This is a genomic window from Gracilinema caldarium (genome assembly GCF_029265695.1).
GTDB classification, from domain to species: Bacteria; Spirochaetota; Spirochaetia; order Treponematales; family Breznakiellaceae; genus Gracilinema; species Gracilinema caldarium_A.
Genome location: NZ_JAJUHW010000050.1, coordinates 1 through 16,333, shown reverse-complemented (window position 1 = coordinate 16,333; position 16,333 = coordinate 1). Strand labels below are relative to the sequence as shown.

Below are 16,333 nucleotides of genomic sequence, written 5' to 3'. Positions count from 1 at the left end.
TCAAAGAGTTTGCGTTCCTTAATGTCTTCCCGCAGATATTCCTTCATCTGTTCATTTTCGTAGTATTTCTTTACTTCTTCTATTGAGGTATTCATACCCTCCGCCATGGACTGCATCTCAGCTTCCAGTTCTTCATCGGTGGCGGTAATTCCCAGATCCTTAATCAGGGTGTCTACAATCAGACGGCTCTTGAGGGCCTTCTCCACATCGGGCCGCCATTCAGAGAGCATATCTTCATAGGTTTTTCCCATGGACTGAATAATAGACAGGAGCTGTTCTTCACTGGTATTAAAACGGCGGGCCAGGTTCCGCCAGCGGCTTTCCAATTCGAGCCGTATCATCGATTCAGGGAGGTCAATCTGGGTAGTGGTAAGCACCTTTTCCAAAATATCGTTTACCTTAAGCTCCCTGAGCCGCTGTTCAAGATTTTTTTCAAGGTTTTTCTTTATATCCGCTTTAAGATCCGCAAGGGTCTTAAATTTTTCATTAACATCCTGGGCAAAGTCGTCATCCAGGTCGGGGAGATTCTTTTCTTTGATTGCGGTTACGGTAACAGAAATAGTCTTGGTCTGGCCAGCAAGTTCAGGATATTCAAAATCCGCGGGGAAAGACTTGGTAATAATTTTGGTCTCACCCTTTTTCATGCCGATGATTTCATCATCAATCTTATAGAGATTAGCACCGGTTCCGACGGTAAAGACAAAGTCCTGCCGTTCGCTGCCCTTTATTTTTTCGTTATTCCCGTCCAGTTCTGCATAATCGATAGTAACCACATCGTTTTTAGCTACCGCAGCACCTTCGTTTTTATCCATAACGATGGCATTCCGTTCCTGGAGCTGCTTTAACTCGTTCTGCAGATCTTCGTCGGTAATTTCCACCACGGGGCTTTCTATTTCAACCCCTTTCCATGTACCGACATTTACCTGGGGAAATACATCATAGGTAACGGTAAAGGTGAGGTCCTTCTGCAAATCAAGCACCGGTTCTTCCACCAATTCTGGATGGGAATAGGCTATGGGTTTATCCTGGGCAGGAAAGTCTTCGGCTCGGAAAAGGTCGCCGAGGGCCTTTTCAAGGATCCGGCCAAGGGCGTCGGCCTTAAGGCCTTCTCCCAGCTTCCGTTCAACAATATCTTTTGGGGCCTTTCCCTTGCGGAAACCGGGAAGCTGGATATTTTTAGCATAATAGGCCAGTAAATCGTCATATTCTTTGCGTACATCTGCGCTGGAAACGGTTGCGGTAAGCTGAACCTGTGAATGTTCTTTACGTTTGATTTCTTTGGATACTACCACGGTACTTCCTCTTTGAATGTGGGATATTTCGCCATATTTTTCTTAGTCTGAAAAATTGGCTCAATTAATAAAAAAGGCGATTCGAAACATTCGCGTCGCCGCAGCGCATGTTCCGGATCGCCTTCCGATAAGAGCGGGAAACGGGAGTCGGACCCGCGACATCCACCTTGGCAAGGTGGCGCTCTACCACTGAGCTATTCCCGCATAACATTTGCTCCTGGGCCTTCTGTGCTATGTCCACATCGGTCAGCATGCGAGAGAAGGGACTTGAACCCTTACGCCGGAGGCACTAGATCCTAAGTCTAGCGTGTCTACCAATTTCACCACTCTCGCGTCCCAACACAGCGGTGTCCAGCGATGCACCTGGAAGGCACCTCAGACCGTTGGTACCATAGCGAAAAGACAAGCCTCTGTCAAGAGGCGGCAGTCTTTTCATATCGGAGGCCGATATAAGACGCCGGTAAAACGGCAGACTAGTTCCGGGCGCAGCCCTTCACGCTAGCAGCCAGAAGCTACAAAAAAGGACCGCCCAGAAGGACAGTCCAAAGAGCGGGAAACGGGAGTCGGACCCGCGACATCCACCTTGGCAAGGTGGCGCTCTACCACTGAGCTATTCCCGCAAGATCGTGAGCCGCGAAGGGTTCGAACCTTCGACCCGCAGATTAAGAGTCTGCTGCTCTGCCAGCTGAGCTAGCGGCCCTAACACAAAATAACAGTGGGCTTTTGCCCGGGCTTTATGCCCTGTGCGTTCGTTCGAGTGACCGCGTCAGAAGCGATATCACCCTTGCGTCCGGAGGGATTCGAACCCCCGGCCTACGGATTCGAAGTCCGTCGCTCTATCCAGCTGAGCTACGAACGCATATATTGTCAGAGCGCCGGATCCGAAAATCGGATGGGTGGATGACGGGGTTCGAACCCGCGACACCCAGATCCACAGTCTGGCGCTCTACCAACTGAGCTACATCCACCGTCGAACTGACGGGGCCTACTATGCCAATATTTTGTGTTTTCGTCAAGATGTTTTGTACATAAATTGCGAAAAATTGATTCACATGAACTCCTTTTCTGCCGATACAGGAATATGGTGGAGGCTCTTTATGAAAACCATCAAAATGTCCGAGGTTGAAATACTCAGTGTTCAATGTATTTCCGTTATTCAAAAGGAAATTGCCTTACTGGAACGACTCGGAGCTGCGCAGGATGTGGTTAGTCAGGCTGTATATGCCCGTGATTGGGCTGATCTGGATGCCCTATTTAAGAGGCTCGAAGAATACGGAAAAGAATTTGAGATGCTTGAACAAGAACGGAGCCAGTTGTTTTCTGAACTTGGCAAAAAGCTTGGATTTACTGACGAAAAACCCGGATTTTACAACATCACCAGCCGTCTCTCTCCAGAACTGCGCCGGCAGATGACGGACCTGTACCGGAGATTGAAACTTGATGTACTGAAAATACGGCTGGCAAATGAAAATTTGAATCATTATATAGCCTCCAACCGCATGGTTATTTCCGATTTTTTGCAGGCCGCATTTCCCGACAGGAAGGGAAAGCTTTATTCCCGTCATGGCCGCGAAGTTCACTCGGAAATGCGGAGCATTGTTCTGGATCGGAGTTTATAGAGGAGTTTTAGATGCAGTCCACCTTTACCGGCATAGAAATTGGTAAACGAGCAGTTGTAGCCCATCAACAGGGTTTGACCACCACAGGGCATAACCTGTCGAATGCTTCCACAGAGGGCTATTCCCGCCAACGTGTAGAGTTTTCGCCCTTCGAACCAATCTACCTGCCGGGGCTGAATCGGGAGGAGACCCCTGGCCAAATAGGGCAGGGTACGGTGGTTGAGCGTATAGAGCGAGTACGGGATGAACTATTGGATAAACGAATCATCGCCCAGGGTAGCGGAGAAGGCTATTGGGATACCCGGGATAAATATGTCCTCCAACTGGAACGGCTCTATAATGAGCCTGCAGATGTGTCTATCCGGGGCCGTATGGACGCATTTTGGGACGCCTGGCAAGAACTGTCCCTGCATCCTGCGGATTCCGCTCCCCGCAAAGCCGTATTGGAACGGGGTAAAACCCTGCTCGACAGCATTAAGGAACGGTACAAAGGGCTTACCAGTCTCCAAAATATGGCTGAAGAAGATATTCAGGGGACGGTAAAACGGGTCAATGAACTATCTCGCCAAATAGCGGGATTAAATGAACAGATACAGAAAATTAAAGCCCAGGGAGACAATCCCAATGACCTTTATGACCGGCGGGACCTCTTGGTGGAAAAGCTTTCATCAATAATTAATATTACCACCGATAACCGGGACCCCGACGAATTTGTCATTCATACCGCCGGCAATGTGCTTGTACAAGGACGCATCGGCCGGCAGTTTGATCTCGTGTCCGGTATTGATACAGCAGGCTTCTCCCGGGTGGTTTGGAAAGAATCTGGAGAAGAGGCCCATTTCGAAAGCGGGAGCCTTCAGGCCCTCATAGAAATGCGGGATGTAACGCTTAGGTCAGAAATTCAGAACCTGGATTCTATGACCATGAATTTTATAGACCTGGTTAATGAAGCACATCGTGCAGGCTATGGTATTAACGGAAAGACCGGGCTCGATTTCTTTACCGAACATCCCTTTGTTACCAATGTGGCGGGCAACTATGACCGCAACGGCGACGGTGCTTACGATTCAACCTACATTTTCAGGATGACCGGCCAAAACAAGCTGGATAGTCGTGCCCAGATTGGCCTGGAGGGCACCATAAGCCTCTCAGGACAGAACGGGCTTGTACAGGTGCCCTATTATGCGACTGATACGGTAGCAGATGTGGTAAAGCGGATAAATAACTCTGGCGCCGAGGTTGTTGCACGGCTCGACCGGGAAGGTCGGCTGAGCCTAAAGGGAACCCCTGCTTCAGATCCAGCTAACCCTGACTTTGTTATCCGGCATGTGGAAGATTCTGGCCGCTTCCTGGAAGGCTACGCAGGATTGCTTCAGAACCGGGGAACTGAGGGCGCGTATCGCTGGGATGCAGCTGATGCAGCGCTCAAGCTGCAGGGCAGCGCAGTAGACTATGCGGTGGCACCGGTAGCCCATCCTTCAGGATGGATATCGATCAATCCTGCAATCATTAAGGAACCCGCATCAATAGCTTCTGGCTATGGAGAGAATGGTAAACCCGCAAATCCTGGAAACGGAGAAGCGGCCCTCGCGATAGCCTCGATCCGCAATTCGGAAGTTATGGTAGGCAAGCTGGGAACCTTCGACGACTATTTCGCCGACGCAGTTGCCCGGGTCGGCCTTATGGGGGAACAGAGCGACCGGGCTCTGGAAACCCAGAACCTCATTATGAAGCAGCTGCGGGACATGAGAGATTCTATAAGTGGCGTCAATATTGATGAAGAATTATCCCAGATGATCAAATACCAGCATGGGTATGCCGCAGCAGCCCGGTTCATTTCGACGGTGAACGAAATGCTTGATACCATAATAAACCGCATGGGAGTGTAATAGATGAGACGAATCAGTACCAATATGCCAAACGATGACCTCCAATTTAGACTGCGGCGGCACGAACAGGCTCTTTCATCAATACAATCTAAAATGGCTAGCCAGCAAAAAATCCAGGAACTTCGGGACGATCCGCTTGCCGCAAGTCATGCGGTCCGCTATGAGTCCTATCTTGCGCGGCTTCAGCGTTTCGAACAAAACACCCAATATGCGCAGGATCACTACAAGGTCGTAGATGGTTATCTCAGGCAAGCCCAGGATATTTACCAGAGGATCAGGGAACTGGCAGTTCAAGGTGCCAATGGAACCTACACCAAAGATGATATGAAGTCTATGGCTGTTGAGGTGAATGAGCTCCTCAAAGAGGTGGTGCAAATTTCTAATGCTCTGGGCCCCGACGGGAAACGGCTCTTTGCGGGCGACAAGTCATTTACAGAACCCTTCCGTATTGTGGAAGGTACTCCCGCACAGGCTGGAGAATCCATGGTGGTTCGGGTAGAATACCAAGGTGCCGGATCAAACCGGAGTGCGGAAATTGATGAAAACGCCTTTACTAACTTAGATATCTCCGGAGGTGAAGCGTTCTGGGCAGAAAAAATGCAAATTTTTTCTTCCTACGATGCCACCGCGTACCGGGTTGAAAAGGCAGGAGCTTTTTATGTTGACGGACAGCGGATTGAGGTAAAGCCCGGCGACACTATTGGTTCTATTGTAGCAAAGATAAATGAGTCTCCCGCACCGGTAAAAGCATATGTGGACCCAAAAACCAAGGGCTTAGCGCTGGAAGGTACCAGCTCCCATTTAATACGTCTGGAAGACGAAAAGGGATCTTCGGTACTGAAAGACTTAGGTATACTGAGTGCTACAAGCGATCCTGCTGCACCCAACTGGAATCCTACTGCCCGTGTATCAGGTGGCTCTGCTTTTGATATGATTATCCGGCTCAGGGATGCTCTTTTGCAGGGCAATGCTGAAATGGTCGGGAGTCAGGGGATTGCAGGACTGGACCTTGCTTTGGATAATATTGGCAGCAGACTTGCGGAGGTCGGGAGCCGGCAGGAACGGGCAGAAATGACCTGGAAACGGCTGAACCAGCAAATACCGGATGTAACAGCCAATCTCGCTTCTGTTTCGTCCTTGGATTTTGCCAAGGCCGCTACCGATTTAAGCATGCTTGAGTTTGCACATAAGGCGGCGTTACAGACCGCTGCAAAAATAAGCCAGCCCACGTTGCTGGACTTCTTGCGATAGGAGCTTACATGAAGGTTGCTACCAAAGCGTATGGCCTGGTGGATGTGGATGAACGGCAGAGCATTAAATTTCCCTATGGCCTGCTGGGTTTTGAACAGTTAAAAGACTATGTATTGTTAGATGCGGAGCAACAGCCTTTTTACTGGCTTCAGTCTGTGGATGTTGAGCGGGTTGCCTTTATTTTAGTAAATCCCTTTCTATTCCGCCCCGATTATGAGCTGGATATTTCGGACCATGAACTGAATGAGATTGGCATTTCGGACCCTAAGGATGCCCTGGTGTTTACCATTGTGACTATTCCGGCCGATGGTTCAGCTATGACCGCCAACCTACAGGGACCACTCGTTATAAATAAGGACAATCGTATCGGCAAACAGATGATCCTTATGGACCCTCGTTGGAAAACAAAACACGATATTGTCGCCGAACTTGCCGCGGCAAGGAAGGCCCCATGCTGATTCTTTCCCGTAAAATTAACGAAAAAATTATGATCGGCGACGATATTTCTATATCAGTGATAGAAATAAGAGGCGATCAAGTTAAGCTCGGTGTGGAAGCTCCCCGAACGGTAAAGGTCTTTAGACAGGAAGTTTTTGATGCAATACGGGCGGAAAATAAGGCCGCCGCTGAATCTGTGCCGGTACTCCCTGCGCTCCAGCTGCTTAAGGGAGAACAGAAATAACCAGTTCTACAGATTAATAACCTAATCATCCGCATTGGACGCGTAAATAGCCTCGAATTCCTCGTTTATCGATATAAAAATATCAAAAAGGGCGGGGTCGAAGTTTTTTCCCCGCCAGGCAATCATTTTGTCTACACTGGTTTTATGATCATAAGCTTCTTTATAACTTCGTTTCATGCGCAGGGCGTCATATACATCGGCAATGGTCACAATACGGGCAGAGAGGGGTATCATGGTTCCTTCCAACTGGAAGGGATATCCTGTTCCATCCCAGCGTTCATGGTGGTTAAGCGCAATTTCCCTGGCCATCGGATTCGGATAGGTTGATAAAATAAAGGCCCCGTTTTTAGTGTGTTCCTTCATTATGGTCCATTCCCATTCTGAAAGGGGGCCTTCTTTGTTTAAGATATCGTCGGGGGTTCCAATTTTACCCACATCATGCATGGATGCAAGAAACCCAATATCTTCAATAAAATCTCGATCGACTTCGTCATATCCACTGCGGTTATACAGTTCTTTTGCAAGTCGCTCTGAATAATAATTGACCCGTATTATATGCTTGCCCGTGTCGTTGTCTTTAAGTTTGGAAGCTTCAAGCAGACTGGCAAAGACGCTCTGGAGCAGTTTTTTGTTTTCCTGGGTAACATCGTCAAAGAGCACTATAAAGTTGGTTGGAGCCTGATTTGCCTGAATTACGGGAAACAAATAGACCTTGGTTTGGAGAGTTCCTGACTCTCTCGTTTTAGTTTTTATTGATCCTTTCCAGGAATAGCCATGATTGCCAAACAAGACGGCCTGCCGAATCTCTTTAAGCGCTTCTGCCCCGAGGCTTTTGCCGAAGACATCAAAAAACAAATTATTAGTAAGCTTGAAATAGCCGGTAAAAAGATTGTTGCAGGCTCCATTTGCATAGATAATACGAAATTCTGTATCAATAAGGAGTACCGGAAAAATGCTGTTCACAAAGGGCCTCATGACAAGAGGCACTTCTTGCGAGGATTGCACAAGATCGATATGTGCAGGCTCTTCTACGGCTTCAAGGACCTCATCAAGTTCATCAAGTTCATCAAGTTCATTGTCCTTAGGTTCCATATACACCCCTGACTAAACACCCATAGCTATTTCCGCGTCGCTTTTTCTCAGATAGACTGGTCCAGAGTTGTCTTCACAACCCTTTTCTTCAATTCTAAACCTGTTTTCTGCCAATACAAGTAATTCTTTTGCATTTCCTTTTCGAAACATCGGATTCAGCAGAATCTGGTCGGAGGAAAGCTGCGAAACGTATTCTGTTTGCAGGGCTTTAAAGGCAAGTTCTGCGTCTATTCCGGTGACAAGAAGCGGCTGTATTGCGATGTTATCTTTTATAGACTGAAGCACATCCGAAAGCGGACTGTCAAAAAAATCGGTAATTCGTCTGCCCTTCTGGTACAGGGCCCAAAAAAAACAATTCTTTTTTGCATCAATAACGGGGAGTACATAACCTGGCCAGGTTCCCCAGGAATATGCCATACAGTCTAGGGTAGGGATTGCGATAAAGGGTATGTTTAATGCTGTAGCCATTCCTTTAACGGTGGCAAAGCCGATTCGCAGTCCCGTAAAGGATCCAGGGCCTTCCATGCAAGCTAAAAGGTTTAGATCCCGTTTTTGGGTGCCGCTTTGGACCAGTAAGGTATCAATCATTGAAAGCAGCCTTTCCGAATGGTGTAATCCCGCATCGCTTTCCATATACCAGGTTCCGGCCGCTGTTTTTAGAGCTACAGAAAGAATATCAGTTGCGGTATCTAGGGCTAGTATGTTCATAATCGGGCCTCAAAATCTTTACCGGTTATCCGTATTCTGCGGGAACCTTCAGCCAATACGGCAAGTTCTATAAAAATAGTATGTGGAGGAAGCAGATTGGAGATTCGTTCGCTCCACTCAATGACGCAGATGCCATTGCCGTAGAGTAGTTCATCAATACCAATGGCAAGAGCATCTTCTTCGCCTTCCAGACGGTAACAGTCCATATGATACAGCGTTACAGTTCCCCCATATTCACTGATAATGGTATAGGTGGGGCTTGTTACAGGTTCTTGAATACCGAGGCTTTGAGCAATTCCCTTGGTAAGGGTAGTTTTTCCCGCCGCAAGCCCTCCCAAAAGAGCTATCACAGAACCAGCTTGCAATAGGGAGCCAATTTTTAAGCCAAGGCCAATTGTTTCTTCTTCTGTATGGGTAATATACTCGATCAGGGTAACCCCCCCTCGGCATCGAGCTCAGCAATTTTATGACGAAGACTTTGAATTAAGGGCATTAAGGGATATTCGACATGATCCTGCATGGAAACTGATATATGTTTTTTCCCCATTGGGGTGGTTTCTATAATAAACTCTATTCGTTTCTCTACGTTTTTATGCATGAGCTCCATAACCGCAGTTCCATTAAAAACGCGTCTATAATAAATATGGGTTTCCTTTCTGCTAATGTCTTTTATCCCAATTATCTTCATAATGTTAAAAATTGTAAGGTTTCCCGGCTTTTCCGTCAATCCTGGTCATATTCAAATACCAAGGCATTTATTGCGTTCAGGGTTTTCCGTGGAATCTTCGCAAACTGGATATGCATGATACCGCCGATACCGCCGGTTTTATTAGTACGGATTACCCTGCCAAGGGCCGCATGGCTGCGGTCGTGATCATCATCAAATTCGATTTTTAGGTATGCCCCCGCATTCAGTGCGGCAGCGCTCTTAATCGCACAGCCGCCGGCAGAAATGTCGAGTATGGTGCCAAGGGATCTCCTGTCGTCTACAAGGGTCTTTTTTTCAATTTTTCTACCTATCTGTCGCTGCTCAATTCTCACCAGTGAAAAGAAACACGAAATATGGGTTTGCTTACGTTTATATCTGCGGTTTGGCAAGGCTTCTATTTTTTCCGAATGGGCAAGCTGTAGGGCAGGACCGCGGGGAGTTTCGATAATGGAAAGGACTCGGCTTTCCATACGGTAGCCCTGACTGGACTTAGAATAAAAGGAAAGCTGAATCTTGGCCCCGCGGGGAAGACGCAGGGGAGTGCCCACCGCACTGCGGGGACAATCTACCAGGAGTTCATCCCCTTTGGATGATATGATTTTTACCGGATAAGTTTCTCCCTTAGGACTGGTTAGGGTTGCCGGCATATTATCCGGCAGTTTTCTGCTGGAAGTAATTTTACTCGTACTGCTTCGTGCCGCTTCTACCCTGTTGCGAATTGAAAATAGAATTGATTTTTGCTCTTCCGCAATTGCTTCTGTTTCCGCGCTTTTCTCAATAGCCCGGTAAGCATGTTTAAAAGTCTTGTCGAGCAATGATGGATTAGAAAGGGTTATTTCTGGATCGGTAATTCCCTCGGTTCTGAAGGCCCATTCCAGAAGTTCTGTTTGGTCCCGATCGAGTCCAAGACTGGCCGCGGCCCGACGCAATGCAAATCTGCTGAATTTTCGCGGGCCCGCTCCCCTCTTTATTCCAGTGCCGCCTATGCCATTGCGAACAATATTCATAGTACTCATGACGACAATAAATACGACTATTACCACAAGAACTATGATCATGCTTTGGGGATCGTTTTCTTTAAAGTAGGGAGACTGAAGTACAAAGATGGACATACTCAAATTCCTAAGTGGATGCTATAAGAGGCTCCAGGGCTTCCTGTAAAGAACGAAGCCGTGGTGCTATTTCGTACTCTGCCAAATCTCCCACGAGAACCGTGTCTTTTGACTCGTAGGCTGTGAGTAGTTCCTGCAATGTGCTTCCGATTTCTTCCAGTAGGGGCTTAAGTGTCTCCGTATTAATCTCCATGAACGAAAAAAGAGGGAGCAGTCTAAATAGTTTACTCATGATAACCGAAAACATCTGAAGGCTTTCCATAGCCTGACGATCCTTTCCGGTTTGCAGATCCAGAGGGAGATTTTCCATTCGTTGTATAATTTCAGATAGGAGCATTTGAACTGCCTTTGCTGCCTGCAGCGGATTTTCGAGTTCTCCAATCCGTTCAAGGATGACACTTTCTAATCCATTGTGCAAAGCTCCTTGATTTGTAAAAGCGGAGTTTAGATATTGTCCTAGTTCAGTATCCCTATCCATTATGAAACGCATGCTGGCTGAATTGTGCCATGCTTTTACAAGCTCAGTCCGCTCCTGAAACGATACCTCCTGAATCTGTTTAACGAGCTGCAGTGCATCCTGCAGTGCCTGGTGATATAGTTCTACCCAACTGGAAGCAAGTACATCTAGGGTTTTAATGCTTGCAAGATCGAGGCTGTAAAGCTGCTCAAGCCCTTCTGCAGAAACTGAATCTCCGTTTACCGAGAGGCCGCTTACACTAAAGCCCCGGTCTTCGAGCCAGAGTTCTAAATTTGCTAAAAGTTCTCCGAGGTTTTTTTCTGTTTCGATTACCAGGTCCGTATTGTTGCCGTTAATTGTTACCTGCATAGCTGCTCCTACTGATTCGATGATTTGCTAAATTGGTCAAGGGAGGTAGATGTTTTTTCCATGCTGTTCAAGGCCCCTTCCATTTTCCCATATTGCTGTTTTAGGCTTTGCTCCTTAGCGGCGAGCTGTTTATCTAGACTTTCTATGCGTTTTTCTTCCTGACCTATTCTGCTGTCAATGCCGCTAGTTTTAAGGGCAATGATGCCGCCGGTTTGTACATAGGGGCGAATAAGGTTATCTAAGGCGAAGGCAAAACCTGAATCAACTATTAGGTCCCCATCGGTATCTTTTCCGAACAATTCCTTAACGGCGGGCAACTTTGTCTGGAGTGCCTGGTCTAGGACCTTCTCATCAATCTCTAAATATCCCCGGAGGCGGCTTGCGTCGTAACCCTGGCTTGAGCCTGCTTTACGTACGTCGGTACTTACGCCAATCTGGGCTAGTAGTGCCATTTCCCGTTCTAACGCGGTCGGATAACTGGATGTGGCAAGCCGCTGCAGGGCCGATTTAAAGGTATTAAGCGTGGAGTCTCCTTGCATGGCTCCCAGTTTTTTTTTCATCTCTTCCTGCTCGTCCTTGGAGAGGTAGGTTAATTCCTGAATAATTTTATCATCATTTCTGGTGAGTACATTCAAATCCGCAAGGAGCCTATTATAGTTTGCGATCAGGCTGATAATCGCGTCTTTAGACGCTTGCCGGTCTGGTTCTACGTTTATTTTTACCGTTTTATCACTGGTGCCTTTCAAGGTTAGTTTTACAGAAGGTATGAGATCGTCGATTGTATTGGAGGAACGAGTAACCTGGATACCATCCATGCTAAGGATCGCATCCTGGGCAGTGGAAACTGCGCGGAGGGGTCTCAGACCCTCATTGGCTTCGCTGTCATAAATACGCACATTCTGCAGTAAAATGTCTCGATGGGTGTTGCCGTTTATCACAGAAATTGATGAAATCGTTTTGCCTTCGCTGATATCGGCAATCCTAAATTGATAATTTTTATATTCCGTGGAATCGGTGATGGGAGGAAGCAGCTTTGTGGTACCGTCAGAAAAAGAAAGCTGCACCACATCCATGGTGTCTACCCTTTTAGGTTTGGGCGGTGGGGTATAAGAAGGCAGAGAAACAGCTGCGGGATCATTTTCTATGGTAATGCCGCCGTAAGTAATACTGCCAGCGGAGGGTAATTCCGGCCCAGGAGGCGGCCCGGGAGCTTCCTCATCTGCATCATTTTTAACCCTGGTTGCGATCTCATAGGAAAGCATGAGCCCACTTTTTGTCGGAAGGGAAGGGCTGATTTTTAGTTGTTTCGTGCTACCAGACGGGATGTTTACTGGATCTGAAAGAAGATTACGGCTTACTGAATCAATTTTTTCGATCATTCCGGCTGAAAGGGCAAGCTTTTCAGCATCTTCCTTAAAAGTAAGCCGGTTTGCAGACCCTGTTTTAAGACCTTCAATAACCAAGGATCGAGTCCCCGGCTCTACGGTAATTACATCAGCCCGCAGTATGTCCCTGCCTCGTTTTGTAATAGCTTCGGCAAAATCCTTAAGGCTTCCGCCCCGGTAGGTGAATGAAAGACTTTCTTTACCGACTCCGAATGTATAGTTCCCAGGAGGAACCGTATAATTTTCCGGCAGCGGTTTAGATAAGAAGCGATCAGCGCTTGCTATTTGTTTTACAATAAAACTTCGTTCCTGTTCGGCCGCATCTCTGCCGGCAGTTCCGTAAATAACCGACTCATCGGCAGATTTAACCACCCGTTCGGTAAAAGGACTTTGAAATGAATACAGATTGCGGGCGCTTTCCCGGAGTCCCGCCATCCGCCGGCCGAGATCCTGCCAGTTGGTTTTTTCTGTTTTTAAGTTTTCTACGTTTTTTTGAGCCCGTTCTTTTGGTATACGTTCGACCTTCATCAGGTCTTCAATGAGTTTATCCGTATCGTAGCGGCTTTTTACTCCGGGAATATATATGTCCGACATCGATCCTTCTATGGTTCCGCCCTATTAAACTGTCTGATCAAACAGAAGCCCAAGAGTTTCTTTTATACGCTGATGCAGCCTTTGCATCTCTTCGGGCGGAAGTTCCTTAATCACCTTATCGGAAGATGGATCAATAACCTTGACAATCACTTCCTTTGTCTTGTAATCCACGACAAAGCGCAGTTTTCTGCTGAATGCAAGGCTAATCTTTTCCAATTCATCTGCAACTTTTTGCAGATCCTGTACAGGATAGACCTGCTCTGAGTTAGTTCCCGGCAAGGATGCTTCAAAGCGGGAAGGCGCGTCCGTGCGGCCCTCCGTAACGGGTATATGAGCCTGGGGTCCAGGTCCACGATCTTGCGGGAGTCCTATCGCAGGATATCCGTATCCTACGGTACTAATTTGCATACCCATAGGTACCCCCTTATAAAACATAAATTACAAAAAAGAAAAACGAGGGAAGGGCGCGAACTTCCCCCGTTTTTTGCTTTCCAAAAGACGACGTCCAGATGTCTCTTGGGTAGCCTTTACTTTTTATTAACCAAGAAGCTGCATTACAGACTGGGTCCGGGTATTAGCCTGGGCCAGCATAGCAGTTCCAGCCTGGGACAGGATCTGGTTCTTGGTGTAGTTGACCATTTCCGACGCCATGTCCACGTCCCGGATACGGGATTCGGAAGCCTGAAGGTTTTCAGCGGCAACAGCAACGCCCTTGGCGGCCATTTCAAAACGATTCTGATAGGCACCAAGATCTGCCCGCTGTTTGGAAACCTGCTTGAGGGCAGAATCCACCACACCGATGGCCTGGTTGGCTCCCTCGGGATTGGAGAGGGAAATTATCCCAGCATCACCCTGAGCGCCCTGTAAACCAAGGGCCTGAGCGGTCATGGTTCCGATATAGACCCGTTCGTTCTGGTCCATGTTCGCGCCAACCTGGAATTGCATAATACGATTAACGGTAGAGTTCCGGGCAAAGGCGCCGGTGAGAATGTTCATACCGTTGAATTGGGCATGGCTTGCAATCCGGTTGATTTCATCGACCAACTGGGATACTTCGACCTGGATCTGCATCCGGTCTTCATCGGTATAAATACCGTTAGCAGACTGAACGGAGAGCTCCCGGATCCGATGAAGTATATCCTGGGTTTCCTGGAGATATCCTTCTGTGGTCTGAATAAAAGACACACCGTTTTCTATATTGCGCTGTGCCTGGTTCAGACCCCGGATCTGTCCCCTCATTTTTTCGGAAACAGCAAGACCAGAAGCATCGTCCCCAGCTCTGTTGATACGCTGGCCGGAGCTCAGTTTTTCGATGTTTTTCGCCACATCGGCCTGAGTAACCCCAAGCTGCCGGTTTGCGTACATGGCGCTCATGTTGTGATTAATGATCATATGACCCTCCTTGCGATAATACCTTTGGCTATCCATAGCCGATGGTCGTTCCATGGAATGGAAACCAGGTTTTGGGGGGATCGCGCCAACCCCGGAACCTGGATGTCCTTACAGAACGGAGCAGTCCTCGAAAACTCAAGGTCTACTCCGTGCCGCCCCATGTTTACCGCGAGGGTGTTTTTCAAAGAACAAAGGGTAAATGAGCTGTCGGGCATGCCTGACAGCTCTTGTTACCCTATAATGTACTACGCTACTGGAGAAGTTGCAAGACCGAATTTGTTCTCTGGTTTGCCTGGGCCAGCATGGCGGTTCCCGACTGGGAGAGGATTTGGTTCCTCATGTAGGATACCATCTGGTTGGCCATATCGGTGTCCCGGATACGGGATTCAGCGGCCTGCAGGTTTTCTGCACCGATATCGATGCCACGGATAGCATGTTCGAGACGGTTCTGATAGGCTCCCAAATCTGCCCGCTGTTTGTTCACCTTTTTCAGCGCTTCATCCAAGGTTCCGATAGACCGGTTGGCGCTGTCCGGTGAAGAAAGGGAAAGAATGGTCCCATCACCAAAGTTGCGGATACCGAGCCCCGAAGCGGTCATGGTGCCAATGTACACCCGTTCCCGCTGATCCATGTTGGCGCCGATATGGAACCACATAGATGCGGTTACCACATTTTCGCCGGTGGGGCGAGCGAAGCGTCCTGTTAGCATATTCATGCCGTTAAACTGGGCATGGCTTGCAATCCGGTCGATTTCATCGACCAACTGAGACACTTCCACCTGGATCTGCATGCGGTCTTCGTCGGTGTAGATTCCGTTGGCTGACTGGACTGCCAGTTCCCTGAGCCGCTGGATAATGTCCTGGGTTTCCTGCAGGTATCCTTCGCTGGTCTGGATAAAGGAAATACCATTGGCAGCGTTGGTGGAAGCCTGATTCAAGCCCCGAATCTGGCTCCGCATTTTTTCGGAAACCGCGAGACCAGAAGCATCATCACCGGCACGGTTGATTCGTTGGCCAGAGGAAAGTTTTTCCATATCCTTGGCCAAAGCCGACTGGGTAACCTTGAGTGAGCGGTCCGCATACATGGCGCTCAGGTTGTGGTTGATGATCATGTCATCCTCCTTGATAGTATGATCTGCGGAGGCATCCGTGTCTCCGCGTAAATCCCACAAATATGCTTAATGTTTTGTCAAATATGCCGATCTTCCTAATAGGGGAAGCCTGTTCTACTGAGCGGGGCATATAAGCCGCACAATTCAGCTCTTCAATTATCGGAAAGTATGAAAGAAAACTTGAGTAGATTTTTTAAATTTTAAGGATCTTTCAAAACTCAAGGGGGGTACAAAAGCTGCATCAGAAACCGCGATGAGTTGCAGCGGTTGCATGCACTTTCATTGAGACCGCGCGCAACCGCAAGCAATCTAATTTTTTATTGTTGGAAGAAAAGAGAGGGCCCGCTCAAGGGCCTTTATACGGAATTCCTCATAATTACGGGGCAGGGGAATGTGTTCTAAGGTATGATGTTGAGACCCAATCTGCTCGGTAAGTACCCCATCGCCCAAAATAGTCCGTTCTAGGTTGATGGCATAAAAGGGATGATTGCTTGTTTTTTCGAAAAAAAGGAGCCTGTACTGGTAGGTAGCGCCCTTAGAACCCGCCACTGCCACTACCTGGTAGCCTTCAACTTCGAAACGTTCAAGAGTCCCCAGTGCAACCTGGGACATCCATGACAGATCCGATAGACCTTCCATGTGATCCCCCTTGTTTTACTCTAGGACCCTTT

The 16,333-nt window shown here is 48.0% G+C and carries 17 protein-coding genes and 6 tRNA genes; 5 read left to right on the top strand and 18 right to left on the bottom strand.

Translation table 11 applies throughout. The features are described 5' to 3' along the window. The 7 genes from tig to Q7P68_RS12455 all read right to left on the bottom strand — a co-directional run. The coding region (gene tig, locus Q7P68_RS12485) for a trigger factor (RefSeq protein WP_304226169.1) at window positions 1-1,292 on the bottom strand (1,292 nt) is incomplete at its 3' end. Between the two features lie 132 nt (window positions 1,293-1,424). Further along, window positions 1,425-1,496: transfer RNA gene (locus tag Q7P68_RS12480), tRNA-Gly, on the bottom strand. Between the two features lie 48 nt (window positions 1,497-1,544). Continuing rightward, window positions 1,545-1,625, bottom strand: a tRNA-Leu gene (locus Q7P68_RS12475). Window positions 1,626-1,840: 215 nt separating this feature from the next. Continuing rightward, window positions 1,841-1,912, bottom strand: a tRNA-Gly gene (locus tag Q7P68_RS12470). A gap of 7 nt (window positions 1,913-1,919) precedes the next feature. Then, window positions 1,920-1,992 (bottom strand) — tRNA-Lys (locus tag Q7P68_RS12465). 85 nt (window positions 1,993-2,077) lie between these two features. Further along, window positions 2,078-2,151: transfer RNA gene (locus Q7P68_RS12460), tRNA-Arg, on the bottom strand. 36 nt (window positions 2,152-2,187) lie between these two features. After that, window positions 2,188-2,260, bottom strand: a tRNA-His gene (locus Q7P68_RS12455). Between the two features lie 129 nt (window positions 2,261-2,389). On the opposite strand from Q7P68_RS12455, the gene flgN reads away from it, so the two are divergent. From flgN to csrA, 5 genes are read left to right on the top strand one after another with little or no spacing between them, the layout of a single operon-like run. Next, window positions 2,390-2,911: a flagellar export chaperone FlgN gene (gene flgN / locus Q7P68_RS12450; RefSeq protein ID WP_304226167.1), complete on the top strand. Its 522-nt coding sequence runs from the start codon at window positions 2,390-2,392 to the stop codon at window positions 2,909-2,911. Between the two features lie 11 nt (window positions 2,912-2,922). Next, entirely contained in the window at window positions 2,923-4,800 is a 1,878-nt protein-coding gene (gene flgK / locus Q7P68_RS12445) for a flagellar hook-associated protein FlgK (protein WP_304226165.1), read from the top strand. A 3-nt stretch (window positions 4,801-4,803) separates the two neighbouring features. Beyond that, entirely contained in the window at window positions 4,804-6,051 is a 1,248-nt protein-coding gene (locus Q7P68_RS12440) for a flagellar hook-associated protein 3 (RefSeq protein WP_304226163.1), read from the top strand. Window positions 6,052-6,059: 8 nt separating this feature from the next. After that, a complete protein-coding gene (fliW, locus tag Q7P68_RS12435) occupies window positions 6,060-6,509 on the top strand; it encodes a flagellar assembly protein FliW (protein WP_304226161.1) in 450 nt (149 codons plus the stop codon). Then, a complete protein-coding gene (gene csrA, locus Q7P68_RS12430) occupies window positions 6,503-6,733 on the top strand; it encodes a carbon storage regulator CsrA (protein ID WP_304226159.1) in 231 nt (76 codons plus the stop codon). The genes fliW and csrA overlap by 7 nt, the downstream gene beginning before the upstream one ends. A gap of 21 nt (window positions 6,734-6,754) precedes the next feature. On the opposite strand, the gene Q7P68_RS12425 is transcribed toward csrA, so the two are convergent. The 11 genes from Q7P68_RS12425 to Q7P68_RS12375 all read right to left on the bottom strand — a co-directional run bounded on the left by Q7P68_RS12425 (window position 6,755) and on the right by Q7P68_RS12375 (window position 16,301). Further along, on the bottom strand, window positions 6,755-7,825 hold the full coding sequence (locus Q7P68_RS12425) for an HD domain-containing phosphohydrolase (RefSeq protein WP_304226158.1): 1,071 nt from the start codon (window positions 7,823-7,825) through the stop codon (window positions 6,755-6,757). Window positions 7,826-7,837: 12 nt separating this feature from the next. Beyond that, entirely contained in the window at window positions 7,838-8,533 is a 696-nt protein-coding gene (tsaB, locus tag Q7P68_RS12420) for a tRNA (adenosine(37)-N6)-threonylcarbamoyltransferase complex dimerization subunit type 1 TsaB (protein WP_304226156.1), read from the bottom strand. Next, a complete protein-coding gene (tsaE, locus tag Q7P68_RS12415; RefSeq protein ID WP_304226171.1) occupies window positions 8,530-8,961 on the bottom strand; it encodes a tRNA (adenosine(37)-N6)-threonylcarbamoyltransferase complex ATPase subunit type 1 TsaE in 432 nt (143 codons plus the stop codon). The genes tsaB and tsaE overlap by 4 nt, the downstream gene beginning before the upstream one ends. Then, window positions 8,961-9,221, bottom strand: a complete 261-nt coding sequence (locus Q7P68_RS12410) for a hypothetical protein (protein ID WP_304226154.1) — start codon at window positions 9,219-9,221, stop codon at window positions 8,961-8,963. The genes tsaE and Q7P68_RS12410 overlap by 1 nt, the downstream gene beginning before the upstream one ends. Window positions 9,222-9,256: 35 nt before the next feature. Next, on the bottom strand, window positions 9,257-10,354 hold the full coding sequence (locus Q7P68_RS12405; protein ID WP_304226153.1) for a flagellar brake protein: 1,098 nt from the start codon (window positions 10,352-10,354) through the stop codon (window positions 9,257-9,259). A gap of 10 nt (window positions 10,355-10,364) precedes the next feature. After that, window positions 10,365-11,180: a hypothetical protein gene (locus Q7P68_RS12400; RefSeq protein WP_304226151.1), complete on the bottom strand. Its 816-nt coding sequence runs from the start codon at window positions 11,178-11,180 to the stop codon at window positions 10,365-10,367. Window positions 11,181-11,188: 8 nt separating this feature from the next. Further along, on the bottom strand, window positions 11,189-13,159 hold the full coding sequence (gene fliD, locus Q7P68_RS12395) for a flagellar filament capping protein FliD (RefSeq protein ID WP_304226150.1): 1,971 nt from the start codon (window positions 13,157-13,159) through the stop codon (window positions 11,189-11,191). A gap of 24 nt (window positions 13,160-13,183) precedes the next feature. Then, window positions 13,184-13,573 (bottom strand): flagellar protein FlaG, encoded by a 390-nt coding sequence (locus Q7P68_RS12390; protein ID WP_304226148.1) that lies wholly within the window; start codon window positions 13,571-13,573, stop codon window positions 13,184-13,186. A 123-nt stretch (window positions 13,574-13,696) separates the two neighbouring features. Further along, on the bottom strand, window positions 13,697-14,551 hold the full coding sequence (locus tag Q7P68_RS12385) for a flagellin N-terminal helical domain-containing protein (protein WP_304226147.1): 855 nt from the start codon (window positions 14,549-14,551) through the stop codon (window positions 13,697-13,699). Between the two features lie 250 nt (window positions 14,552-14,801). Further along, entirely contained in the window at window positions 14,802-15,662 is an 861-nt protein-coding gene (locus Q7P68_RS12380; protein ID WP_304226145.1) for a flagellin N-terminal helical domain-containing protein, read from the bottom strand. Between the two features lie 309 nt (window positions 15,663-15,971). After that, window positions 15,972-16,301 carry a hypothetical protein gene (locus Q7P68_RS12375; protein ID WP_304226143.1) on the bottom strand — a complete coding sequence of 110 codons (330 nt, stop codon included), beginning with the start codon at window positions 16,299-16,301 and terminating at the stop codon, window positions 15,972-15,974. Between the last annotated feature and the right edge of the window lie 32 nt (window positions 16,302-16,333).